Genomic DNA, 22,313 nt, shown 5'->3' with positions numbered 1-22,313 from the left:
CTTAGAGTCTCAGTGGTTGCACCAGCGCAATCCGCTGGACGATGGGGTATCGGTACGCAATGAAGTAGCCGGCGGCGTCAACGACGTGATCGAGGCCGCTTGTTTTGTCAGGCTCGCCGGTCTTGTCGTATGCCTGCTTCTCCAGGCCCTCGACCAACTGCGGGCACGTGTCGGGGTTCACGAGGTAGCGCCGTGCGCCGGCCTTGTGAATGACCCCGTTCACCGACAGCACGCGGTCCTTGACCCGGGGATTGGTCGGGTTGACGCGGACGCTGAAACTGTTCGCGCGCAGGATGCTGAGATCGGATTCGCTGGCGTTGTTGCTCTTGCGCGACTGGCCCGAAGCATCGGGATACACGATGATCGGGTGGCCGGGGTGGCGCGCCTTCAATAGTGCGGACATGGTCGGTGTATCCAGCACGCCGCAATACTCGATCACCGCGCGCGGGCTGTCTTCGCGCAGGACGTGCACCACGGCCGCCATCTTGCCGACGTTGAAGTCCATGCCCACATGCAGCGCCTCGCCTGGGCGAATCTGCTCGTAGGTCTCGTTCAACTTGCGGTCGAACTCGGGGTACACCGAGCCGGCTACCAGGTTGACGAACTCGCCGTCCAGGTAGGCGGCCAGCAGGTTCGACGGATACGAATCGCGCAACGACTGGATATAGCCATCCGGCAGGTTGCGCACGTTCGACATCGTCGACGCCTTGATGATCCGATACCCTGGCGCAGGGTTGCGCTGCCATCGCTCGTAAACGAAGCGAAACCCTTCCGGCGTGGTCGCCACGCCCACCGTGTTCAATGAACCATCCGGCTTCTTCTGCCGGTTACGGGAGATGATCTTGTTCCAGGCGTCGCGCGCCTTATCGATTGGCAGCGTGTCCAGCTCATCGACCAGGCTGTCGGCAACCTCATAGCCGATGATGCGCTCGGGGTTGTCCATGGTGCGGAAGATGATTGTCCCCGCATCCTTGACGTGGATCATCTTGTCGTTTTTGTTCGGGCTGAACTTCAGGCCCATCTCTTCCAACTGGTCATAGAACCTGGGAAAGCCGATGGTGGTCACCAGGTCGTACGTCGGCAGGTAATAGGCCACGTTCTGCCGTGGGTACTGCAGCTTCTTGGTCATTGCACGCACTACCGCTGCGTGCGTTTTGCCCGAGCCGAACCCCGCCACCATCGCGGGGAATTGTTCTTCCGCTGTGACGAATTCGTACTGGGGGTCAGTTAACGGTATCTGCATACCGCACGATCTGGATGGTCGGCACGCCGAGGTTCTCGACGCGCGCATCCATTTCCATCTTCTCCGTCGGCTTGCCCCAGCCACGATCCAGCAGCGACAGGGCCGCGGTAATGCGATCCTTGGGCTCGTTGGCAGCGGCCATCATGATTTCGGTCAGCACCTTGACCGCATCAGCGGTCTGGAGCCGGCACAGCTCGGTCAGGCTCTCGCCGTTCGGTCCCGTGCGTGGTGAGCGGCCGCCTGGGTTTGCGGACTTGCCCTTTTCCCACGTCGTCTTGTTCTTGTGCTTCTCGCCTGCCATTTCTATTTCCAGCCCTTGAATCGTTTCATCCAGCTATTGACCTCGACCGTGTGCAAGTCCAGGCAGTCCGCAGTCGCGCCGCGCTTGTTCTCGCTGTCTTCGTACGCGCCGACTGCGCCCACGTACGCCTTAGCCCACGGACGGTAGTCGGTCGTATCAGGGGGTGGCGGCGGCGTCAGGGCAATCGCCCGCTCGCTGCACCCGGCAATGGGCACTGAGGGCACGCTGATGGGCTTCCCGCGCGATGTGCAGGACGTCAGGGTCAGCAGGGCCAGGAGCAGCAGGCTCAGCTTGAATACGTGCATCAATCTTCTCCACGGCGCGCGCGGTGCGCTGCCTCGTATCGGCGGATTCTTTCTCGACACGCTCTTGCGTGTCCTTGCTGATCTGGACCGACCTGGTGGTCTGTTCTGCGGCTCTGTTCTGGGCCTTGACGACAGCCTTCACGTCGCGGAAGTCGGCGGCGCGGCGCGAGCAGCGTGCGCCCGAGAACACCAGCACGACGGCCAGCAAGAACACGACGACAGCGGCCACGAGCTGCGGCGCATAGCGGAGGTACCAGGGCACGAGGCTCATTGCACTGCCGCCCACTGCGCGGCGGTAAACGCCAGCGGCCAGGCGAAGCCGAGCTTATAAATCTGCTGGCCCAGGATGCCGGACGCCACGCCGACCACTTCGCCGCGTTCGTTCATCAGCCCGGCGCCCGAGACGCCAAACCAGATTTGTCCGTCAATCAGGTAGCGCGTGTCCTTGTTCCCGACCACGACGCCCTCGCCGTAAATCTGTTCCAACCCCATCGGCTGTCCGTACCAGTGCACGCGGTCGCCTTGTTTGGGCGTAACGCCTACCGAGGCCACTGCCTTGAATGTGTTCGTGACCACGACGATGGCGTGATCGCTCTTGTCCCTCTCGATGTGCAGGATGCCTACCGCCGTCCCGTCCACCACGAGAATCTTCTGGTCTTCCGCCAGGCAGTGGCTCGCCGTCAAAAGGCTACGCTGGCCGATAGCGGTGGCGCTGCATACGCCGCCCTTCATGTCCTCGATACGGTGCGTGAAATCCTTCGACACAACCGTCTCGACCGAGTTGCCCTGAGTGCAGCCAGTCAGTAAGAGAACGGCGAAGATGGTTTTCACTGGCTGTACCCCATGCAGAGTTTGAATTCAGCGGCACGGCGGCGTTCAAGGCCACGGATCTTCTTCCCGCCGGCGTACACCCACTTGAACAGCTCGCGGCAAAACTCAGCCGGAGGTGCGCCTGCGTTGATCTTGCGCACCATCGTCGACCGGCACACCGTCGGATAGCCTACGTTGAACGCCAACGAGAGGACGGCGGCGGCCTCATGGTCGGCAAGCGGGCGGTGCACACAATTCTCGATTCCGTTCCAGTGCTTGCCCAAGTCGGACTGCAGCAAGGCGTCGCACTCTGCCTTCGTGTACGTGCGCTGTTCTACGTTTCCGGTATGGCCATAGCAAACGGTCATCACGTTGACGATGTCGCGATAGGGCTTCGGCTCGTAGCCTTCCCACGTCGCTACGATGCCGCCTGCGAGGGCAAGCACGCCTGCGAACGCGGCGCCGACTGCCAGACGCGGCGCGCTCACTCTTTGTGCTCCGGCGGCTTTTCCATCGCGGCGATGAACTTCTGGCTCTCGCGACGCTCCTTGGCCCACTTCCACAGCAGGTAGGCCGATTGCAGGAGGATGTAGCCAGCGGTCAGTAGGCCCACGAGAAAAGTCATGTCGATTGCACCCAGTGCTGCCAGTCCCAATACGCCCGCCGGGGGTGCGCTCTTGCCGATTGCCACTCCGGTGGCGTGCGCCAAATCAGAGTTCATTCTGGTGTTCGCCATGGCGTAAGCCTGTAGTAGCCCATTGGTGTTCCCCTGTCGTATTGGTGCCCGGCGCCCTGTTCCCAGGGGCGACAACAGTGCGCGGTGCACTGCGGCCGGGCGTAGTCAGTTCAGCCGGCGTGCCGGCTCAGTTTGCGCAGCGTCGATGCGATCCAGCGCATCCTCGACGGCGCCGAGAAGTTCTTCTTTGTCGCCGGAGCGAAAGCAGTAGACGAAGCTCCCGTCAGGCCGCTTGAACAGCAGGAACACCGCGGCGCCATCGCTGTCTCGGATGTGCTCGGCGAGCTCCATCCAGGAGGCGTCGCTGGAGTCGTTCATATGCAAGCAAGCAGCGCTGCGCGTAGTGGCGCTGGCGTTTTCCTGAAATCCTTATCGAGTGTCGCGTTCGCCACTGCCAGCACTTCTGGCCTCGTGTACGGACCGCGGCCACCCTCGTACCACTTGCGCTTGTCGGCCATCACATTGTGAAAATGGATGTATGCGTTGGCGCCGCGTGTGTATCGGTCAAGGTCAATCGGTGCCTGCAGCTCCTTGATGAGTCGGATGGTGCGTCGCTCACAGTCGGCTTCAAGCTCTCGGCGTACCTCTATCTGAGCCCTTGCATTTCGACAGGGCTTGCCGGCGAGCCACTCATCGATGCCGCCTGGCATCTTGTAGTCCTGCTGCCAGATTGCGCAATCTTCAGCCCACTGCGTCAGGTGGCTGTACTCGTGCAGCAGAGTGCCGAGCCACTTGTCCTGCTCGCTACCCATGGCGACGACCAGGCGCATTTCACTACTACAGAAGAACCCGCCAACTTTCGACTCCCCGCAGTCGACCGAATATTCAGGGCTCAGCAACACCGCCACCCCGAAGCGCCAACTGCGCCGCGTGATCTCTCGGACGATCTCGTCGGCGTTCACGCTTCAGCCTTGCGATCTGGTTCCGGCTTCCAAGTCATGCGGCGCGCCTTGATCGTGCGCTTGCCGTCAATGATCGCCCGGATGATGCGGTGCCGACCGTCTGCTATCGCTCCGTTCCAGTCCAGCAGGATGGGGAAGCGCAGGTCTGCGTCGATGCACTTTTTCACGTGGAACGCGAGGCCAAATATGTTCTGGTCGTCCCATATCTTGGACGTAAGGTTCAACGCAGCCAACGGAACGTCGAACACCGGAAGGTCTTTCGAGTCATCAACGAGGCGAGCCACCGAGTAATAGTTGCCCTCATTGTCGATGTAAGCATCCTGCAGCGGGTCTGCTGCGCGGAATTTCAGCTTCGGCGCGTTCACTCAAACATCGCCGCGCAGACCTTCGATCTACCCACTTCGCCGTGCTCGGCGTGGTAGACGATGGCCTGCATCGAGCGGCCCGAGCGCCAGCCGCCGTTGGTGGCGTAGGCGTCTTTCGCGGCCAGGGTATTGAAGCTCTCGACGGTCACTCCGGAGAACTCCTTTTTCGATTCGTGGTGGATGTGTCCGATCAGCCAGTGCCGGTGCGAGGTTTCGCCCCAGTCCTTCGCGCGATCGCACGCCATGACGCCGGCCAGTGCCGCTGGTTTGCAGGCATGCCCGTGATGCCCGCCGAGCAGCACCTTGCCCCAGCGGTAATAGCTGAAGACGGATGGATTCGTATCGACGGTGACCCGCGGTTCGTTCTCGTAGATGTGGCTCAAAGCAATGCTCAGCCACAGGGCGCCAGTCTCGTCATGATTGCCCGGCAAGTTCACCACGTGCACGCGGGCGTGCTTGGTCAGCGCGGACTCGATGCACTGGCGAATGATCTTGACCGCGACACTGACCATCTTGGCATAGCGGCCGTCGGCGTCAAGGAAGTGCCCCGACCGCGGAGTTACCGCTGCCATACTGTCGTAGTGCAGCGCGTCACCCAGGTTCCAGACGATGGCCTGTTCGGTCGCCGGCGCAGCTTGCACCAGCTCGGCCATGGCTCCGCAGTGCACGCGCTCGGCAATGTTCAGGTCCCAGTCGTCGCCAGTCTCCTCGGCCCATGCGTACATGCCGATGTGCGGATCGCCGATGGGGTACACAGTCAGCAAATCCTGCCGCCAGGTGCCTGACGCCTTGCGCGGTGCCAGGCGAGGCATGTCGGAGACCATCGCGCGCGCTGCAGCCTCTAACACGGCCTGCTGCGCTTCGGCGTCCTCGTTGGTCTTGACCCACTGCAGCACCTGCTCACCGGTGCGCTTGTCCACCAGCGTGCTGGTGCCCTTCAGCTTCTGGCCCATCGGAAGCGGGCTCGTAATGCCGAACTCCGGCGCCCAACCCTGCTTCGCCTCGAGCGCTTCGGTCTGCAGCTCGCCCGATACCTCGCGGTCGATGTTGTAGCTGCGCGTGCCGACGTGCTCGGGCGACAGGCACTTGCGGCGACCGCCGCCTGATCCAATCGTGCGCGTGCTACCGCAGGTCGGGCAGGCCATCAGCTGCCCTCGTCCGCGCGGGGGAGGTTGAGCGGATGCGCATCGTAGGCGTCGCAGCCTGGGCGGTTGTGCAGAAAGTCTTCCAAGACCTCACGCACACCACGCGCCAACGGCGCGCCTTCCGCCGCTTCGAGTTCTTTCTGCAGCAGCGCCAGTGCGCGCCATGCGACCTTGGCCGAGTGCCGGATACCGTCCGAGTCAACCGTGCCGCGTTCGAGGAAGTGCCGGAGTAGCGCATCCGCCTCGTCGCCTGACTTCGCCCGATCCCAGTGCAGTGCCTGCCCCGGGTTGTGCTGGTCGTTGCCCTTCTGGCTCAGCGCTGCAACGGCAGCGAGCGCAGCGGGAAAGTAGTCCAGACAGCCGGAAGCCAGCGGGACCGCCTTGCGGGCCGCTGCGTCAGTCGGTAGTGAGTTCACAGAGCCCCCAGGGCTTTACCCATTTCGGGTACGGGCCTACCCAGAATGGGCAGGCCAGAAACGCAAAACGCCCGCCGATGAGGGCGGGCGCAGCTGTACACAATGGGGTTATTAGGCGCAGCTATCTGGGGGCTGTCAAGCCTTGCAGTTCCAGAGTGCGAGCACCATGCGCCACGAGCGAGGGCCGACCAAGCAAGCGATGAACGCCAAGCCCAGGCGCCTCACGCCGCCCTCCTCTCGCCCTGCGCGTAGAACGCCCGCTCCGCGCGCTGCAGCGCTTCGTCGGCCAGGCATCCCATGATCCGCTCCGCCGCTTCGGTCAACAAGTCCCAGTCTTGCTGGGCGACTTCGCTGGGGCGCAGCTGGTCCTGCCTGAGTCCGCCGATCACGCTCGCGTAGCTGGCCCACACGATGATGCGCATGTAGGCGCGGCAGCGCCTTGCTGCCCTATTCCGGTCGCTGGCCATCGCGGCGGCGATCGTCCTGACCACGCGCCCGGCAGTGTTCGTCCTGCCGACGACCATGTCCATCACGATATCCGGGCCGACGTCGTCCTTGCCCTGCCGCGCCATGCCCAGTGCCGCAGCCAACTGGTGCGCCGCCGGCAGGCTCCCTGGCCTTGTGCTGCGGCCCTCGACGGGCATGCGGTAGGCGGACTCTCCGCACAGCCGCTGCAGGCGCTCCTCGAAGCTGCGCGGGGCTTTGGGTTCGTAGGTGTCGGCGTTCATGCGGCGAGCTCGTAGTTGTCGGGGTTCATTGCGATCACCTTCCTCGGCCTGCCCGTTTTCTTCGGGCTGCGGAACCCGCGATCGATGGCCTCGAAGTTCAGGTCATCGATCACCATGCGCGAGAGCGCGAGTAGCCCAGCCGAAGGCGCGTACACGCCGACCAGGTCGCACTCGGCCGCATGGCCCGGGAACTCGATGGATACGCGGCCCGCCGGATCCAGGCACACCGCACGCGGGCCGGTGAACGTGAGAATGGCGCGAGCCGCGCGGTCGGCGACCTCGCCGATGGGCAGCTTCATGATAGAGCCGCATTGAATCTCTTGGTTGGTCATTCCCCCTTCTCCTCGATCATCACGTAAACGTCATAGGCGCCGCGCTTGCACTTCGCCTGCTCGTAGTGCCACTCGACGCGCGGGTCGTTGTCGGCCACACCCAGGCGATCAGCGATGCCATCGCGCACGGCCTTGAGCGCCGAGCGCAGGTTGTCGTCGTCCAGGGTTCCGGCTGAGTACCGGGTCAGGTACACCGCGCATGGCAGGCTCGCTGGCGGGCACAGGGCCGCGGCTGTGCGCCTGGCCGCCTTCGTGCGCTTCGCCCGGGTCGCCCAGTGCGTCCGTACGTTCATTTCCGAAACCGTACGGAGTTGCAACCATACGGTCTTAACCGTGACAGCACGGTGCAACCCGAATATGCCCATCAGCGCGTCTGCCGTCTCGATGCTCACGCGGCCTCTCCCCGATCCGCGCTCGTCGTGTGCCAGCCATGGCAGAACGGGCACTGGTAAACGCCCGGCTTGCCGCGGTGCCAGAACTTGGGTTTGCGGTGCCGATGTTTCACGACAGCGGTCAAGGTGGCCCAGGCCGCTTGCGGAGACGCGTGTCGGGTCTTGCCGGTCTGGCAGTCTTCGTTCTGGCGCCCTACCCCCGAATCGACTCCTTGGTCACCACTCCTTGCCCCTATAGGGGAAGGGACCAAGGAGTAGTAGTCGGCGGGGCGAGGAACGGACAAAAGCGCCTTGCTGAGCGCGGCTTTTTGTCCCAGTTCTCGCCCTTTCGGTTTCCAGGTAGTCACCAAGGAGTCAATCAAGGAGTCGTTATCATCAAAATCAATGACTTGCCTCCACTGCTTGCTGTCTGATTTGCTCATCAAGGAGTCCATCAAGTAGTCACTCTGATTTCCAGGGGATAACGACCTCACCGGCCAGCCGGTACACGTCAACCAGCCCGTTCGAGCGTGGAACACTCTCGGTCGACCGCACCAGTTCACCCTGTTCGACCGCAGCATTGAGGTACGGCTTTGCCCAGCCCGGATTCCGGCCGCAGGCCGTGGAGACCTTGTTGGCGGTCGGCTGCTCAGCGTTCTCCTGGATGTCGGCCACCGCCTTCACCACCAGCCGCACGTTGGCCAGGCCGCTCTCGGCCTTCTTGTCGGCCTTCATCTCGGCGCGCGCGCCGGACAGCTCCCCACGCAGCGCACGCCAGCTCCGGCCAGCCAGTCGGGCAGGCACCGTGACCTCAACCATCCGCGGGCCGTAGGGCGCTACGTTCTCCCAGCGCATGAAGATGGGCGCGGGGTCGGCCGCCTTGGAGCTGGACAGGCAGATCAGCGCCGTGATGCGGTCTTGCTCACCGGGCGCCACCAGGCTGCGTAGGACGGTGCGCGCGTCGCTCTCGGGGAAGGCATCAGCCACCGAGGCCAGGTTCACGACCAGGTGCGTCTGCCGCGCGTTGTTGACGAGGGTGGTGCCACCGCGGATGTCGGCCTCGGAAATGGTCAGGTCGGGCAAGCTGCTGGCCGCGGCTTGGCTGGTGTGGTGAACCAGGATCACGGCCAGGCCCGTGCGCTTGGCGATGTGCTTGAGCGCGGCGATCAGCGCCTTATGCCCCGGGTTGTCCTCCTCGGCATCAGACAGTGTCGACGCGGTCTCGAAGATGGCCAGGCCCGGCGGGAACTCGCGCGTACTGAGCGCCTGGATGGCCTCGATCAGCGTCTCGACCACCGGGCCACGCACGGGCGCGCGGTTCTCAAGCCGCACGATCTCGCGCCAGGCCGACAGCTCAGGACTATGCAGGTCGGGGATCAGCAGGTTGTTGAGCAGCAGCGCTTGGTCCGTGGTGCCCAGCCGGGCCCACTGCGCCGCCGCCTTGCGCGCGTACTGGCCGCGGTCATCCTCGCCTGAGTAGATCAGCACTGAGCGCACTTCCGCGGGGGCCAGGCCGGCCAGCGGACGACCCAGCGCGTAGTGCGTGGCGATCGCCATCATGAGCGTGGTCTTGCCCTCGCGGCCCGGCGCACCGATCACGGTCACCTCGGCCTCGGGAAATAGCCCGGCATCGCCCTTCGTGAAAGCGTGCGGGTGAGGGATGGCCGCCCGGGCGATGTCGTCGGCGTTGAGGGGCTGCAGCGCGTTGGCGATTGCCTGGGCGATCTCCGTGGGTGCGGGCTGGGCTGGGCTGGGAACGGCGCCTGACAGCGGATTGAGCCAACCCTGGGCCTGGGCCGCCTTGAAAATGGCCTGGTAGCCGGTGTGGTCCGCCGTGAAGCTGTCCCATACGCGCGCGGCGTCGGCCGGGTCGTACTTGTCCGATTGCTGCGACCATTCCAGCCAGAGCGCCCTGCCCCGCTCGCCCAGCTTCTTCAGACGCTGGCCGTTCGCTACCCAGCTATCGCGATCATCCGCGCGCATGCTGGACAGCGCGCTGCGCAGTTCGGTGATCGTCTTGGGGTCGATGTATTCCAGTATCTCGGCGCTGGTGTGTGTTGGCGCCGCGGGGCTGTGCTTCGGCCTGAGCACGCGCTCTACAAAATCAGCAATACACACGGGATTCGACAGGCCGGCGCCGTCCGCGGTGACCGTGAAGTAACGCCCGGCTGAGTACGCTTCGATGCCTGTGGCGTTGGAGCCTAGCGCCTGGAACGCGCGGCCGTAGCCGATCGCGTGCACGCCTTTACCTGACGGTGAAGTTTCGGTGTACCCGGGCAAGTCCTCGGCCAGCATCGCCAGGTCGGGATGCTCGGACAGGTTGTCGAGGTCGACCCCCTGCCAGTAGCTGCCCGAGCCATCTGGGCCGAGCGCGAACCCCAGCCCGGTGTAGTTGCCTTGGGCCAGTGCGGCTTGGGCATCGTCGAAGCTGACCAGGTATTGCTGGTCGGCTGCGGTGTCCAATGCGCCATGGCGCGGCTGGCCGTTGGCATAGAACGGCACCTTGCGCGGTTTCTTGCCGGGCACAGGCACGCTGAGCCACACGAGCCAGCGCAAGGCCTCGCGCATCTCGAAGGGCAGATCGTCCGCTTGATCGAGCACTGCGCTCACGCGATCAGCCTCCCCTGCCTCTGCGCATCGTCTATGCGGCGGCAGGCTATGTCGAAGTATTTGGGCTCGCGCTCGATCCCGATGAATGACCGCTGGAGGTTCATCGCGGCCACGCCGGTTGTGCCGCTGCCCATGAATGGGTCGAGGATGGTCTGTGCGTCCGGCACAAACGACAGGCACCAGATCATCAGCTCGGTCGGCTTCTGCGTCGGGTGCTCTGGCGACTCTTGCCACAAGTGGGTGCGGTGCAGGTTCTTGACCCGCAAAGGGATCGATAAGCTCGTCCAAGCCAGCTCGCCGTCGCTCATCGTCAGGCCGGTCTGTCCCTTGAACCAAACCAGCCAGCCTCTACTGCTCGGCAAGTCGTCAGAGAAATAGTTGCCTCCCCAGACGATTTGCTGCGTTCCCGCAGCCAGAACGGCCTGCATCAGTTCGCCATCGGGAATGGCCCCATCCCATCCCAGCTTTTCGTGATGCTTCCGAAGCTGGGAGCCGTCGCGGCGCATCGACTCCTTCTGTCCGTCGATTCCCAGCCCATACGGCGGATCAGTAATCACCGCGTCCACCTTCGGCAAGGTCGGCAGGATTTCGCGGCAGTCGCCTAGGTACAGCGTGGCGTTTCCGATGATGACGGGAGTATTCACGCAGCCCTCGGCCCGTTCGGCGGCGTCGGATACTCGGTCGGCACCTGTGCCGGCGCGCGCGACAGGTCAGGCCAGCTGACCTGGTACTCATCGCCCATGGGCACGACGGCGAACTGGCAACTTCGCGCGATCAGGGTGGCGATCAGGTCGATGGCGCCGGTGTGGGTGCAGAGGCGGGAGTTCATGCGTGCATCCCCAAACGCTCAAGACGCTGCACGATCAGTGCCTGCATCTTGGTGGACTCGATGAACTGCCGTTTGAGTTCCGCCGCTTCATCAGCCGGCGCGATGGCGACCGGCGGCGCATAGCCCGCCTGCTGCATCTCGAACGCGGCCAGCACATGGCACCCTGCCGCGCGCGCGCGCCGCCGGATATAAGCCAGCTGTTCCGGATCCAGTCGATCGCGCTTGGCGGAGTTCAGGCAGTCGGCCAACCACTTACCGGCATCCACTGCAGACTTCTCCGGCTTCAGTTCAACGCCCACGGCCTTGAAACCACCCAGACAGTTGACCGTCGCGCGGATTGCCTCATTGAGGTCTTCCACAAACAGCGGCACCTGTGTGTTCTCCATGGTCTTCCCCTTGTGTCCGGCCGCGGGGTACAGCGGCGGACATGTGTTTCGATGTACAAAAAAAGGCCGACCTCCGAAGAGACCGACCCGTGAACTCAACCCTTCTTTCGCTTACTGCGCGCAGGCTTGCTGACCGAATCCTCGCAAGCTATTTCGGATGCAGGCGGAATGAAGTCGCGAGCAACCAGTGTGATGCCACGCAGTTCGGCAAGCTCTATGAGGCAGACGAATCGTTCGCGACCAGGAAAGCGCGTGTAGTTCTCATACATGCGGACCAGGTGCCCACCCGACTTGTCTTTAATGCCAGCAGCGATCTCCGCCGTGGTCATTCCGGTTTGTCTAAGGCGCGTGATGGCTCTCATGCACGGAACCGTAACACACCGTCACGACGTTCGCAACGGGGTGTTACGAAGTGATGCGTAACGTTGGGTTACGCTTTCCGTCGCACTTAATGAGAGAGTCTCCTCCGATCATGAACTGGTTCAACCGCGTCGCTGCCGCCTTCGACGCACGGAACGTCAACCGTGCTGAAGTGGGTCGGGAATTGGGAATTACCGGCCAAGCCATCACCCTGAAGTTGCAGGGGAAGCGACCCACGTATGTGAACGAGATTCAAGTCATGGCCCGATGGGCGGGCATGTCTGTGGCGGAAGCATTAGGGGATGACGCTGTGGTTATTGAAGTACGTGACGAGATGGAGCTGGTCGAGCTCTATAGGTTGATGACGCCGGAGCAGCGTCAGCGATGGGTGGCGATCGGCCGTGACGTGGTCGGTCCCAAGACGGATGCCGAGGAGGCCGCATGAGGGCGCTATTGCTTGGCCTGGCGCTGGCGCCGGTTGGCCTGCAGGCTCAGGAGCCTACAGAGTGCGAGCTGATTCATTACCGGAAGGTGGTCAAGGTAGATGCGATGACCGACGCCAAGACGTGCATCGTCCTCTCGTCGGTAAAGGGCACCGTGACCGCGGCTGTTACTGGGCCAGGAAAGCTGGTCCTGGGCGTCGCCGGCGAGCCCTACCCTGGCCGTGAGGAGATCGGGATCCGCGTCGGCAAAGGGAAGCCGTACCACGGCGATACGTTCATCTCTGGGGCCGCTTCGCAGGCTTTGCTGAGCGAGATTCGCGGCGCCGACACGGTCTTCACGCAGTATGTGCCTTGGCCATCCGGCGCACGTCAGGATGGTGAATACGCGGTCTGTGACCTGGTGGACAAGGTGGATGAATGCCAATCTGAGTTCTGAGAACTAGTTTCATCCGTTACGAAGCCCGCCATCGCGGGCTTTTTTATGGCCTAAATCAATAATTCTATTTTTGGGATACTGTTTTCTGTTATAAATCGTAACGGTGTGTTGCGTTCCGGGTAGGTGATGCGTTACGGTGTGTTACGCCCAATCAATGGGCCGGAGCCAGAACATGCACCCGAACGCGAACCAGAACCTTCTTCCCGAATACGATTTCGACACCGCTTCCGCCTTGTTGCCCGCCGACGCACAGCCGATCGGATTTCGCACCTTCGGTTTCCTCTGCCAGGACTGCGGCGAGTATGCGCCGACGGGCTGGGGGATGTGCAAGCGCTGCGCGGAGTACGCGGAATGAGTGCGCACCCAGTCTTCGAGACCATCTTCACGGCCATCTTCGGCACGCCAGAAAGGCCGACGCCGCCAGCCGCGAACACCTTCCCCGACTCACTGCCCGCGATCTCGCGTCCTGACAACCTGGACGTGATCGACATGAACAACGAGTCGATAAACGAGATCCGCGACAGCTGCGAAGCCGAGGAAAACGCCGGGCGCACGCCGCGCATGGACTATGGCCGGCTGAGCGCCGAACAGATCGAAGAAGGTCACCAGACGGAGATACGTCGATGAGCACTCTGACCCACAAGAACCGCCGCTGGACTGACCGCGCGCCGTTGACCGCTCGGCTTGGCTGGTCCTTCTGGCGCGCATGGGGGCGTATCGAGCGAGACGCCGCCGACATCCTCGGCTCCATCGTGGTCGGTTGCTTCTTTTTCTTCGCGGGTCTGGTAGCTGCCGCTTGGTGGGGTGGCGCGTGACCGACCCCCTGCGCCTGACCCCACTCGAACGCTACGCAGACGACGTGCTGCGCTTCGAGAACCGCGAGCGCTATATCGCGCAGAGCGCAAGCACGAAAGTCGCGCTGCTCGGCACCCTGCCCGCTCGCGCACAGACCTACGACCACGGCGGTCCTCAGCCGGTGATTATGAATTACGCGGACAGGAGAGGCATATGAAGACCCCAAATGACAAGAAGCAGCTCAACTCGGGCGGTGGATCGCTCGGCCAGTTCTATCGCAGCCGCGAGCAGATGATGCACGTCAGCAAGCGATTCATTCGCATCCTGGGTCCCGAATATCTCCCGCTCCACGGCGAGACCTATAACGTCGGTCGCAATGCAACCAAGCGCGATTCAAAAACGCGGAGGTTCGTATGAACCAGATAGACGAAGCAGCCGAGCGCGTCATTGGCTTGAAGCTGCAAGAGAACCAGGCGAAGGCCGCGCGCATCGAGGCCGAGCAGGCATTGATCAAGCTGGTCGGCTGTAAGGCCGAAGGCAGCAGCACGCACAAGGGCGAGCGCTACAAGGTCATGACCACCGGGACCATGTACCGCAAGGTGGACGAAGCGGCGCTGGCCGCAGTGCGCTCGGCACTGTCGCCGACCATGTTCGAGCAGGTGTTCCGCTATAAGCCCGAAGTGATCACGGCCGGCATCCGCTACCTGCAGCAGAACGAGCCAGAACTCTACGCCATCGCCGCGCAAGCGATCACCGCGACGCCTGGCAAGCCTGCGGTCGAGGTTTCGGTGCTGGCGGTCGAAGTGCGGGAGGCGGCGTGAACGTGTTCAACGGCGGGCCGATGACGGTCAAGTTGCTAGTCGCAGGTCTTTTGCAGCTCCCAGACGATTCGCGTGTCGAGGAATTCAGGCGCGATGACAACGAACAGTGCATCGCGATGGGCATCGACCAATCCGTATTCGAGCGAGAGCCGGTGATCGAAATCCGCATTCGCCTCCCGAAATATCAAACCACGAAAAACTACTGAGACCTGAACCCATGGCCATCTCCCTCGCATCAATCAGCAAAACCCAGCGCAACAGCCTGCCGCCGCGCGTGGTCATACATGGCGCGCAAAAAGTTGGGAAGAGCACGTTCGCGGCCGGTAGTTTCAACCCGATTTTCCTGCCGCTGGAAGACGGTCTTTCGGGTATCGAGACGAACTCGTTTCCGCTGCTCCAGACGTACGCGGAGGTTGAAGCAGCTTTGCTCTCCCTGTATTCCGAAGCTCACGACTTCGGCACGGTCGTGGTCGATTCCACCGACTGGCTGGAGCCGCTGATCTGGAAGCACGTCTGCGACAAGAACCAGTGGGCCAGCATTGAAACGCCTGGCTACGGCCGCGGGTATGTCGAAGCCAATGCCGTGTGGCGAGACTTCCTGGACAAGCTCAATACGCTGCGCATGGAAAAAGGCATGGCGATCATCCTGATCGCGCACAGCGCGGTGAAGAACTTCAAGGCGCCCGACACCGAAGCCTTCGACCGCTACGAGCTGAAAATGCAGAAGGGCGCGCTCGGTCTGATCGTCGAATGGGCCGACGCCATCCTGTTCGCGCAGGAAGAAACCGCGATCAAGAAGGAAGTCGTCGGCCAGAACACCCGCGCGCGCGGCATCTCCACCGGTCGCCGAATCATGAACACCAACGCCAAGCCGTCATTCATTGCCGGCAATCGCTACTCCCTGCCCGACGTGCTGCCGCTCGAATGGTCGGCGCTGGTCAATGCGATGGCGCCTGCGCAGGAAGCAAAAGCGGCCTGATTCAACCCGCAGGTTGAACCCTGCAAATTCAACTCACCGATTGATTTCAACAACGAGGAAAACGCAAATGGCCAATCTCACTGGCATGTACAACCCCGAGGCCGAAGCCCAGCAGGACTTCGCACCGATCCCGGCCGGCGAATACCTGGCGCGCATCGTCGAGTCGGACATGAAGCCGACCAAGAACAACGACGGCCAGTACCTGGAGCTGGTCTACGAAATCATGGACGGCGAGTACGCCAAGCGCCGCTTGTGGGCGCGCCTGAACCTGGAAAACAAGAACGACCAGACCGTCGAGATCGCCAATCGCCAAATGGCTTCGATCCGCGAAGCCACCGGCGTCGCACAGCCGCGCGACTCGCAGGAGCTGCACAACAAGCCGCACGTCGTGCGCGTCGACTTCATCCCGGCCGGCACCACGCAGAAGAACGGCTATGTCACACAGAAGGACCAGAACGAGATCCGCGGCTGGAAGAAGGGCGATGGCATTCCGTTCGAGACCAACACGACTCAGCAGGTTTCGCAGTCGACCTCATCGGCCGGCGCGTCGCCCTGGAAAAAGCAAGCCGCCTAGCCTCCTACCCTCACACGAACCCGAACGAGAGAACCCATGGCCGCGCTTCCGCAACTCGCAACCGCTGACCCGACCCTCGCCGCCATTGACGGCAGCATCGTCGCGCGTCAGAAAAACGAGCCGAAGCGCGGCTATCTGGGCATGTCGTTCATCGGTGAGGAATGCGAGCGCCGGCAGTGGTACAGCTTCCGCTTCACGAACGAGAACAACTTCGACGCCGAGACTTTAAGGCGCTTCGAAGACGGGCACCGCGGCGAAGAGCTGATGGCCGCGCGCCTTCGCATGGTGCCGGGCCTGAAGCTGCACACGCACAATCCGCAGGACGGCAAGCAGTTCGGGTTTCAGGCGCTGGGGGGGCACTTCCGCGGCAACATCGACGGGGCGATCCTGGGCATTCTGCAGGCGCCTAAGACATGGCACGTATGGGAGCACAAGGTCAGCGAGAAGGCTTCCGGCTTGCAGAACCTGAAGGCGAAGCACGGCGAGAAAGACGCACTCGCCGCATGGAACCCGACCTACTACGCGCAGGCCATCTGCTACATGCACTACAGCGGCATGGACCGCCATTACCTGACCTGCGACACTCCTGGCGGCCGCACGACGGTGAGCGTGCGCACGGATGCGAATAAGGAGATCGCGCTGAAGTTGGAGGAGAAGGCCGAGCGCATCATCTTCGCGGCCGAGCCTCTTCCGAAGCTGTCGGCAGACCCCGCGTTCTTCAAGTGCAAATGGTGCCCTTCTCAGGGCGTCTGCCATCGCGGCGAAATGCCCCAGGTAAGTTGCCGCACGTGCCTGCATGCCACCCCCGAGCCGGAAGGCGACGGTCGGTGGTCGTGCGCTAAGCATGGCCACGATCTCACTCTGACGAACCAGTTCACCGCATGCCCGGATCACTTGTTCATCCCGGCGCTTGTTACCTGGGGCGCGGTGGACGATGCAAGCGAGTCGGAGGGCTGGGTTCAGTACGTGTGCTCGGACGGGTTCAAGTTCAGGAACGGGCCGCGTGCTGTTGGGAGCTATTCAAGTACGGAACTGGCGGCCATTCCGCTGGCGGCGTTGCGCAGCGATGAGCTGCAGGCGATCAGGAATCAGAACCTGCCGGATGCGCAGTGGGTCAAAGAAGCGGCATGATCCTCCGCCCCTACCAGCAGCTCGCCAAAGAATGCGCCTGGGACTATTTGAGGCACTCGGAGGGCAACCCTGCCATTGTGCTGCCCACCGGTGCCGGCAAGTCTCCACTGATGGCGGCAATGGCGCAGGACGCCGTGCAGCAGTGGAACGGCCGTGTCGCCGTGCTGGCGCACAGCCAAGAATTGGTCAGCCAAAATGCAGCCAAAATGCAAGTCGTGTGGCCCGAAGCGCCGATGGGCATCTACGCGGCCGGGCTCAAAAGGCGCGACCGGTTCGACCCCATCATCTTTGCCCAGATTCAGAGCGTCGCCAAGCGTGCGCACGAGCTGGGCCGGTTCGACCTGTTGCTGATTGACGAGGCGCACCGCATCCCGCTGCGCGGCGAAGGCCTGTACCTGCAGTTTATCGAGGCATGCCAGCAAGCCAACCCGAATGTGCGCGTGGTGGGCATGACGGCCACGCCGTACCGCCTGCAGGGGCAAGCGGTTCCGGTGTGCGGCCCGGGGCACATTCTCACGGAGATCGCATTCGAGGCCCGCATTCCTGACCTGATCCGCGACGGCTACCTTAGCCCGCTCGTGAGCAAGGCGGGCGAGTGTCCCGACCTCTCCGGCGTCGCGAAGCGCGGCGGAGAGTACATCGAGGACGCGCTGGCCGACGCCATGCTGCCGCTGGTCGAGCGTTCGGTGGCTGACCTCTTGGCACGCACGCAGGGACGCCGCTCGGGCATCGTGTTCTGCGTCAACGTGAAACATGCGGTCGCGGTCGCCGACGAGCTGCGCGGTCACGGCGAGAAAGTGGCCGTCCTCTACCAAGGAAGCCCCGGCCGACAGGACGCGATCGACGGGCATCAGGAAGGCCGCTATCGGTGGCTGGTGAACGTGAACATCGCCTCGGAAGGTTACGACAACCCGATGATCGACGTGGTCGCCATGAAGCGGCCGACGAAGTCCCCGGGGCTTTATTACCAGCAGGTCGGCCGTGGCCTGCGACTGTGCCCCGGGAAAACGGACTGCATGGTGCTCGACTACGCCATGAACGTGACAGAGCACGGTGCGGTCGACGAGATCCGTGTGCAGAGTGCGCGGCCTGGACGTGCTGCCGCTGTCACGACCGGCAAGACGAAAGAGTGCCCGCAGTGCGAGACGCTTGTGGCGATCCAAACGCGCCTGTGCGCGTGCGGCTACGCATGGCCGGTGATTGGGCCGACGCACCTTGCCAGCCCCACGGGCGCTGCGGTGCTGTCTACCGAGCGCGAGCGCGTCGTCAATCAGTACGTAGTCGACAGCGTCAAATACGCGCGCCACGAGAAGCCCGGCAAGCCCGTGTCTATGAAGGTCACCTATCAGTGCGGCATGCGCCGGTTCAATGAGTGGGTATGCCTGGAGCACCGCGGCTTTGCGCTGGCCAAGGCGGTCGAGTGGTGGCGCGTGCGTGCAGGGTCTGGCGCCGTGCCGGCGAATGTCAATGACGCGCTGGAGCTGGCCTATCAGTTGCCCTCGCCGTTGTCGGTGCAAGTGGACGAGACGGACAAGTACGCATCCATCGTTGCGCACACGTTTGCCGAGCGCCAAGAACAAGCGGCCGTTGTGCCTGCGAGCGAACCCACAAACCTCGATCGCGCGCCGTCCTGTGATGGCGCATTACAGGAGCATGGCATGACCACCCCCGACCTACAGGCGTTGATTGAGCTGTTGCCGTGTATCTGCGGCGCAGTTGTCGATCAGGATGAATGTCCGTATCCGACAGGCAGGCTCGGCGATCCGGGTCCCGGTCGCGCCGTGTTCGTCGTGAACTGCACGAATCCGGAATGCGGATGGCAGGCCATCGGATTCGGTGCAGACGGCGCACGCAAAGCCTGGAACACCCGCAAGACCGCCCCCACGCTGCCCGGCGCTGGTGGTGGGGAGTGGTTGCCAATTGAGAGTGCGCCGGAAGACGGTACGCCGGTCCTGATCGCGGCGATTGAAGACGGTCAACTATTTGACGTTTTGCACGGTCACTTTGAAGTGCTTGCCGAAGATGAAGATGATGGCCCATGGGACATTCGCGATGGCGAGCCATGGTGTTCGTATGAGGGAAGGCCAGCAGGCGTTTATTTCTGCCACTGGCTGCCAGAAAAGGAATGGGAATCGCGCTGGAAGTTCGGCCCCAATAGCGGGTACACGCACTGGCGCGCCGAACCGAAAGACGCCGCCCTACCCCCGCAGCAGGGAGGTTGAGGATGGACGCCTACACCTATCCCGAAGAGCGTTCCGAGCTGATCGCCGAACTTGAAGCCGAGCGCACTCACAGTGCAGTGCTGGCTGAAAACTGCGACGAGATGTGTGGTCGCCTGTTACGGCTGGAAGATCACTTGCGAACGCTGGCGAAGTACGCAAGCGCCGAAGGCTACGACGAGAGCGGCCCGCCAGACCCGTTCCCGGAGCCGGTGGAAACCAAAACCGCGAAAACAAAGAAGAGGGCCAAGGGATGAGTAAGCGCAAGGGAGTGATTCTGGAAATGCTGCAACTTGGACCGGTGACGGTTGGCGACGTGCGGGCTAACTGCAACTGCACGAGCGCCGCGCAAGCTATTTCTTCCATGAAGTGGATTGAGGACTGCGGGGTAGTCAGGCGGTCACGGGTGCCCCGCGACAACTCAAAGGGCGGTCCCAGCATGACGACGCAATGGGAGATTGCAGCATGACCTCGAAAGAATCGAAGGCGGTGGCTATCCAGCGGTACACCCCGGCACTCAATGATGACGAAAGTATGGACGGAACCAAGGTTGCATCTATGGACCCCTACACGGAAGGCAGGTTCGTCCTATTCGCTGACCACCAATCCGCCCTCCACGCAGCCGAGTCCCTGCTCGCCGAGGCTGAGATGGAGCGTGACCAGGCATTGCGCGAGGCCGATAACTTGCATCGTGGCTGCGCTGACTTGGTGGAGCAAAACCTCGCCCTCCAATCGCGGCTGGATGCGGTGGATGCGTTGGCGGATGAGATGGAAGGGATAGGTCGAGCGAACTGGACCCACCCAAAGAGGAAAGAGTTCGCGAAACAACTCCGCCGCGCAGCCCTTGGGTGCGCCACTACTGGGGAGGGTGGAACGTGATTACTTGGGTACTGACAATTTGCACGTCCGGATGGGTTCTGTGTGGGCAGGAGCGCAAGTACGACTACCCGACCGAAGTCGCTTGCTATCGCGCACTGGATGACCTCTACAGGCGAAACAATCCCGACAAATTCAAGCACATCACTTGCAGCTCGAAGAAGGATAAGCCATGAACAACTCCACCACCCCCGCCGCGAGTGGGCCCGGGGAAGATTTCGTCGCGTTTATCGGAGGAGTGGCGATCACGGGAGAAATGATCCGCCAAGCCCTCGCAGCGCAGCCCGCGCCTGGGGTGGGCGGGTTGCAGGAGGTGATCGATGGTTTGCGGAAGGATGCAAACGACAGGTTCAGCATGCCAACGGGTGGATGTTACAACGCCATGCACAAATGGGCCGACCATCTTGCTGCCCTCTCCACCCGCCCCGCCGAATCGGTTGGGCAGGGTGCAGTCCCGAACGATGACGATACTTCGGCAGCGCGAGGAATGCTGCACAAGTATGGCGCATTCATCTATGAGGTCGATTTCGGCGATGAAGGGAAAGGCCGATACGTCCGTCTCAATGACTTCACGCGCACGGTGGCAAAGCTGGAAGCTCAGGTTGCGCAGGGTGGGGAGGCAGTGCCGGTTGCGGTTGTCGGGATTGGCGGCTATCCGAACTGGCTTATTTCGTGGCTGGAGTCACCGAGTTACGTCCACCTGCCGCAAGGCACGAAGCTATACGCCATGCCGCCTAACGCGAAGCATTGGCACGACCTGTATCGCAAGGAGTCACAACTTCGGCGCGACGATGCGGCTCGATACGGCGAACAGATACTCGTGCTGGAAACAGCCACCCCGTTACCGGATGACTACACCACCACCCCAACCCCGGCCACCGGCAGCGGCGGGGAGGCAGTCGCGTGGGTCGTATTCGATTCCAAGCAGGATCGTTACGTGATTTTCAACCCGGAACTTGCCGACGCCATAGCCGAGCGGGGACTGCTTACGCTCCCGGTGTTCGGCGATTACGAATGGCTGGACGCCAACGCCAACGAATGGAAGCCGATCAATCGCCTGCCCTACACATGGGAGCGCGAACTTGGGATTCAGTGGCGCGCCCACCCGGCCCCGGCTGGCGGTGATGCGGGGGATTCGGCATGAGGACGGTTGACGGATACACGGTGGCGTTCGTTGACTCGGAAAGCTACTTCCAGGGCTTCCATACGCCGTCGATGGTCAGCACTTCACGCGAGACCGGCGCGGATATTGTCCTGTTACTAGCTCCCGGCAAATCGGGTGATGACGTTCCGGACGATGAAATTCGCAAGGTCATATCCGCAGCAGAACTCACCGCCAAGCCCGGCGCGGAGGGGGTGAAGTGACGGTTGAACGCATCCAGCTACGACGCGCCAAGGGATGGCGCATGCCTGCCGATACGGTGAAGGTGGATCGCACCACCAAGTGGGGAAACCCCTTCATCGTAGGCAAGCACGGCACGCAGGCCGAATGCGTCCGACTGTTTGAATTGACCGTCGGCGGCTATATCGCCCTGGGCACTGACAACTTTGATGAGCAGGTGGCCGTGCGCGATTACGTCGTGGCGAACCGTGAGCAACTGCGCGGAAAGAATCTCGCTTGCTGGTGCCGCATCGGTACACCGTGCCACGCAGACCTATTGATCCAAATCGCAAACAAGGAAACCCCATGACGACCGAGCTGGTGGAGTTGGCGCCGTGCATCTGCGGTGCTGTTGTCGATCAGGAAGAATGTCCGTATCCGAGCGGCCCATACATTCTCGGCGGCGGAGAGCGTCAGTTGTACAAGGTCTCCTGTACCGGAGGCGATTGCGGCTGGATGTGTGTTGGCTACGGTGCAGACGGCGCACGCAAAGCCTGGAACACCCGCGCCCTCGCCTCGCGGGCTGGTGGGTGGAGGCCGATTGAGAGCGCGCCGAGAACAGGTATTGCGGTCCTGTTGTTCCAGCCATGGAAGTCAGGCCGCAACTGTGCGGTGATCGGCCACTACGCAAACGGATGGGTCGGCAGCGACATCGAAGATTTGCAGTGAAAAAAAAAAAAAAAACAAAGCACAAGTAGTCAATATACCCCAAAAGTAAACAAAATCATATCTGTATACTCGACTGAACTATTGCATAATCGACAATAACATATCATTGAACGTGACATAAGCCGCTACTGTGACAGCACTAGATATGCA

Annotated in this window: 39 protein-coding genes; 19 read left to right on the top strand and 20 right to left on the bottom strand. The window is 62.4% G+C overall.

Annotation, left to right across the window (positions count from 1 at the left end; genetic code table 11):
• Position 1 precedes the first annotated feature (1 nt).
• From CSC73_RS16400 to CSC73_RS16305, 20 genes are all read right to left on the bottom strand, one after another.
• Positions 2-1,180 (bottom strand): phage terminase large subunit, encoded by a 1,179-nt coding sequence (locus CSC73_RS16400; protein WP_281352966.1) that lies wholly within the window; start codon positions 1,178-1,180, stop codon positions 2-4.
• Positions 1,181-1,223: 43 nt separating this feature from the next.
• Positions 1,224-1,544, bottom strand: coding sequence for a hypothetical protein (locus CSC73_RS16395; protein ID WP_163842569.1), 321 nt, complete (start codon positions 1,542-1,544; stop codon positions 1,224-1,226).
• A gap of 156 nt (positions 1,545-1,700) precedes the next feature.
• Complete coding sequence (locus tag CSC73_RS16390) at positions 1,701-2,120, bottom strand: hypothetical protein (protein WP_163842566.1); 420 nt, start codon at positions 2,118-2,120, stop codon at positions 1,701-1,703.
• Entirely contained in the window at positions 2,117-2,680 is a 564-nt protein-coding gene (locus CSC73_RS16385; protein WP_163842562.1) for a S1 family peptidase, read from the bottom strand. The genes CSC73_RS16390 and CSC73_RS16385 overlap by 4 nt, the downstream gene beginning before the upstream one ends.
• Positions 2,677-3,147: a lysozyme gene (locus CSC73_RS16380; RefSeq protein WP_246197549.1), complete on the bottom strand. Its 471-nt coding sequence runs from the start codon at positions 3,145-3,147 to the stop codon at positions 2,677-2,679. The genes CSC73_RS16385 and CSC73_RS16380 overlap by 4 nt, the downstream gene beginning before the upstream one ends.
• Entirely contained in the window at positions 3,144-3,395 is a 252-nt protein-coding gene (locus tag CSC73_RS16375) for a hypothetical protein (RefSeq protein WP_163842559.1), read from the bottom strand. Before CSC73_RS16375 ends, CSC73_RS16380 begins: the two co-directional genes overlap by 4 nt.
• Before the next feature lie 105 nt (positions 3,396-3,500).
• The gene (locus CSC73_RS16370) at positions 3,501-3,713 is read right to left on the bottom strand and encodes a hypothetical protein (protein ID WP_163842556.1); all 213 of its coding nucleotides are present in this window, start codon (positions 3,711-3,713) and stop codon (positions 3,501-3,503) included.
• Positions 3,710-4,297, bottom strand: a complete 588-nt coding sequence (locus CSC73_RS16365) for a hypothetical protein (protein WP_163842554.1) — start codon at positions 4,295-4,297, stop codon at positions 3,710-3,712. The genes CSC73_RS16370 and CSC73_RS16365 overlap by 4 nt, the downstream gene beginning before the upstream one ends.
• Entirely contained in the window at positions 4,294-4,662 is a 369-nt protein-coding gene (locus tag CSC73_RS16360; protein WP_163842551.1) for a hypothetical protein, read from the bottom strand. The genes CSC73_RS16365 and CSC73_RS16360 overlap by 4 nt, the downstream gene beginning before the upstream one ends.
• Positions 4,659-5,807 (bottom strand): hypothetical protein, encoded by a 1,149-nt coding sequence (locus CSC73_RS16355; RefSeq protein ID WP_211840912.1) that lies wholly within the window; start codon positions 5,805-5,807, stop codon positions 4,659-4,661. Before CSC73_RS16355 ends, CSC73_RS16360 begins: the two co-directional genes overlap by 4 nt.
• Positions 5,807-6,223 (bottom strand): dATP/dGTP diphosphohydrolase domain-containing protein, encoded by a 417-nt coding sequence (locus CSC73_RS16350; protein WP_163842548.1) that lies wholly within the window; start codon positions 6,221-6,223, stop codon positions 5,807-5,809. The genes CSC73_RS16355 and CSC73_RS16350 overlap by 1 nt, the downstream gene beginning before the upstream one ends.
• 221 nt (positions 6,224-6,444) lie before the next feature.
• Positions 6,445-6,951 carry a hypothetical protein gene (locus tag CSC73_RS16345; RefSeq protein ID WP_163842545.1) on the bottom strand — a complete coding sequence of 169 codons (507 nt, stop codon included), beginning with the start codon at positions 6,949-6,951 and terminating at the stop codon, positions 6,445-6,447.
• Positions 6,948-7,283: a hypothetical protein gene (locus tag CSC73_RS16340; protein WP_163842542.1), complete on the bottom strand. Its 336-nt coding sequence runs from the start codon at positions 7,281-7,283 to the stop codon at positions 6,948-6,950. Before CSC73_RS16340 ends, CSC73_RS16345 begins: the two co-directional genes overlap by 4 nt.
• Positions 7,280-7,675 (bottom strand): hypothetical protein, encoded by a 396-nt coding sequence (locus CSC73_RS16335; RefSeq protein WP_163842539.1) that lies wholly within the window; start codon positions 7,673-7,675, stop codon positions 7,280-7,282. The genes CSC73_RS16340 and CSC73_RS16335 overlap by 4 nt, the downstream gene beginning before the upstream one ends.
• Complete coding sequence (locus CSC73_RS16330) at positions 7,672-8,097, bottom strand: hypothetical protein (protein WP_163842536.1); 426 nt, start codon at positions 8,095-8,097, stop codon at positions 7,672-7,674. Before CSC73_RS16330 ends, CSC73_RS16335 begins: the two co-directional genes overlap by 4 nt.
• A 19-nt stretch (positions 8,098-8,116) precedes the next feature.
• Positions 8,117-10,264: an AAA family ATPase gene (locus tag CSC73_RS16325; protein ID WP_163842533.1), complete on the bottom strand. Its 2,148-nt coding sequence runs from the start codon at positions 10,262-10,264 to the stop codon at positions 8,117-8,119.
• A complete protein-coding gene (locus CSC73_RS16320) occupies positions 10,261-10,908 on the bottom strand; it encodes a DNA-methyltransferase (RefSeq protein WP_163842529.1) in 648 nt (215 codons plus the stop codon). The genes CSC73_RS16325 and CSC73_RS16320 overlap by 4 nt, the downstream gene beginning before the upstream one ends.
• The gene (locus CSC73_RS16315; protein WP_163842526.1) at positions 10,905-11,093 is read right to left on the bottom strand and encodes a hypothetical protein; all 189 of its coding nucleotides are present in this window, start codon (positions 11,091-11,093) and stop codon (positions 10,905-10,907) included. Before CSC73_RS16315 ends, CSC73_RS16320 begins: the two co-directional genes overlap by 4 nt.
• Positions 11,090-11,479, bottom strand: coding sequence for a hypothetical protein (locus tag CSC73_RS16310; protein ID WP_163842524.1), 390 nt, complete (start codon positions 11,477-11,479; stop codon positions 11,090-11,092). Before CSC73_RS16310 ends, CSC73_RS16315 begins: the two co-directional genes overlap by 4 nt.
• 95 nt (positions 11,480-11,574) lie before the next feature.
• The gene (locus CSC73_RS16305; protein WP_163842521.1) at positions 11,575-11,841 is read right to left on the bottom strand and encodes a hypothetical protein; all 267 of its coding nucleotides are present in this window, start codon (positions 11,839-11,841) and stop codon (positions 11,575-11,577) included.
• Positions 11,842-11,951: 110 nt separating this feature from the next.
• On the opposite strand from CSC73_RS16305, the gene CSC73_RS16300 reads away from it, so the two are divergent.
• The 19 genes from CSC73_RS16300 (at position 11,952) to CSC73_RS16210 (ending at position 22,163) form a co-directional block, all read left to right on the top strand.
• Complete coding sequence (locus CSC73_RS16300; RefSeq protein ID WP_163842518.1) at positions 11,952-12,284, top strand: hypothetical protein; 333 nt, start codon at positions 11,952-11,954, stop codon at positions 12,282-12,284.
• Positions 12,281-12,718 carry a hypothetical protein gene (locus CSC73_RS16295; protein WP_163842515.1) on the top strand — a complete coding sequence of 146 codons (438 nt, stop codon included), beginning with the start codon at positions 12,281-12,283 and terminating at the stop codon, positions 12,716-12,718. Before CSC73_RS16300 ends, CSC73_RS16295 begins: the two co-directional genes overlap by 4 nt.
• Before the next feature lie 172 nt (positions 12,719-12,890).
• Complete coding sequence (locus CSC73_RS16290) at positions 12,891-13,073, top strand: hypothetical protein (protein ID WP_163842512.1); 183 nt, start codon at positions 12,891-12,893, stop codon at positions 13,071-13,073.
• The gene (locus CSC73_RS16285; protein ID WP_163842509.1) at positions 13,070-13,345 is read left to right on the top strand and encodes a hypothetical protein; all 276 of its coding nucleotides are present in this window, start codon (positions 13,070-13,072) and stop codon (positions 13,343-13,345) included. The genes CSC73_RS16290 and CSC73_RS16285 overlap by 4 nt, the downstream gene beginning before the upstream one ends.
• Positions 13,342-13,533: a hypothetical protein gene (locus CSC73_RS16280; RefSeq protein WP_163842506.1), complete on the top strand. Its 192-nt coding sequence runs from the start codon at positions 13,342-13,344 to the stop codon at positions 13,531-13,533. The genes CSC73_RS16285 and CSC73_RS16280 overlap by 4 nt, the downstream gene beginning before the upstream one ends.
• Positions 13,530-13,730, top strand: coding sequence for a hypothetical protein (locus tag CSC73_RS16275; RefSeq protein WP_163842503.1), 201 nt, complete (start codon positions 13,530-13,532; stop codon positions 13,728-13,730). Before CSC73_RS16280 ends, CSC73_RS16275 begins: the two co-directional genes overlap by 4 nt.
• Entirely contained in the window at positions 13,727-13,930 is a 204-nt protein-coding gene (locus CSC73_RS16270) for a hypothetical protein (RefSeq protein ID WP_163842500.1), read from the top strand. Before CSC73_RS16275 ends, CSC73_RS16270 begins: the two co-directional genes overlap by 4 nt.
• Positions 13,927-14,334, top strand: coding sequence for a DUF7173 family protein (locus CSC73_RS16265; RefSeq protein WP_163842497.1), 408 nt, complete (start codon positions 13,927-13,929; stop codon positions 14,332-14,334). The genes CSC73_RS16270 and CSC73_RS16265 overlap by 4 nt, the downstream gene beginning before the upstream one ends.
• On the top strand, positions 14,331-14,540 hold the full coding sequence (locus CSC73_RS16260; RefSeq protein WP_163842496.1) for a hypothetical protein: 210 nt from the start codon (positions 14,331-14,333) through the stop codon (positions 14,538-14,540). Before CSC73_RS16265 ends, CSC73_RS16260 begins: the two co-directional genes overlap by 4 nt.
• An 11-nt stretch (positions 14,541-14,551) precedes the next feature.
• Positions 14,552-15,313, top strand: a complete 762-nt coding sequence (locus tag CSC73_RS16255) for an ATP-binding protein (RefSeq protein WP_163842492.1) — start codon at positions 14,552-14,554, stop codon at positions 15,311-15,313.
• A gap of 67 nt (positions 15,314-15,380) precedes the next feature.
• Entirely contained in the window at positions 15,381-15,887 is a 507-nt protein-coding gene (locus CSC73_RS16250) for a DUF669 domain-containing protein (protein ID WP_163842489.1), read from the top strand.
• A 36-nt stretch (positions 15,888-15,923) separates the two neighbouring features.
• The gene (locus CSC73_RS16245) at positions 15,924-17,018 is read left to right on the top strand and encodes a hypothetical protein (protein WP_163842486.1); all 1,095 of its coding nucleotides are present in this window, start codon (positions 15,924-15,926) and stop codon (positions 17,016-17,018) included.
• The gene (locus tag CSC73_RS16240; protein WP_163842483.1) at positions 17,015-19,240 is read left to right on the top strand and encodes a DEAD/DEAH box helicase; all 2,226 of its coding nucleotides are present in this window, start codon (positions 17,015-17,017) and stop codon (positions 19,238-19,240) included. Before CSC73_RS16245 ends, CSC73_RS16240 begins: the two co-directional genes overlap by 4 nt.
• 2 nt (positions 19,241-19,242) lie before the next feature.
• The gene (locus CSC73_RS16235; protein WP_163842480.1) at positions 19,243-19,494 is read left to right on the top strand and encodes a hypothetical protein; all 252 of its coding nucleotides are present in this window, start codon (positions 19,243-19,245) and stop codon (positions 19,492-19,494) included.
• Positions 19,495-19,702: 208 nt separating this feature from the next.
• A complete protein-coding gene (locus CSC73_RS16230) occupies positions 19,703-20,116 on the top strand; it encodes a hypothetical protein (RefSeq protein WP_163842477.1) in 414 nt (137 codons plus the stop codon).
• Positions 20,117-20,285: 169 nt separating this feature from the next.
• Complete coding sequence (locus CSC73_RS16225) at positions 20,286-21,257, top strand: hypothetical protein (protein ID WP_163842474.1); 972 nt, start codon at positions 20,286-20,288, stop codon at positions 21,255-21,257.
• Complete coding sequence (locus tag CSC73_RS16220; protein WP_163842471.1) at positions 21,254-21,478, top strand: hypothetical protein; 225 nt, start codon at positions 21,254-21,256, stop codon at positions 21,476-21,478. The genes CSC73_RS16225 and CSC73_RS16220 overlap by 4 nt, the downstream gene beginning before the upstream one ends.
• A complete protein-coding gene (locus tag CSC73_RS16215) occupies positions 21,475-21,804 on the top strand; it encodes a DUF4326 domain-containing protein (RefSeq protein WP_211840911.1) in 330 nt (109 codons plus the stop codon). The genes CSC73_RS16220 and CSC73_RS16215 overlap by 4 nt, the downstream gene beginning before the upstream one ends.
• Positions 21,801-22,163: a hypothetical protein gene (locus CSC73_RS16210; RefSeq protein WP_163842469.1), complete on the top strand. Its 363-nt coding sequence runs from the start codon at positions 21,801-21,803 to the stop codon at positions 22,161-22,163. The genes CSC73_RS16215 and CSC73_RS16210 overlap by 4 nt, the downstream gene beginning before the upstream one ends.
• The last annotated feature ends 150 nt before the right edge of the window (positions 22,164-22,313 follow it).

Origin of the sequence: Pseudoxanthomonas sacheonensis (genome assembly GCF_010093305.1) — a bacterium.
Lineage (GTDB): Bacteria > Pseudomonadota > Gammaproteobacteria > Xanthomonadales > Xanthomonadaceae > Pseudoxanthomonas_A > Pseudoxanthomonas_A sacheonensis.
Note: the sequence above shows the minus strand (reverse complement) of the source record. Positions and strands in the feature narration are given on the sequence as shown.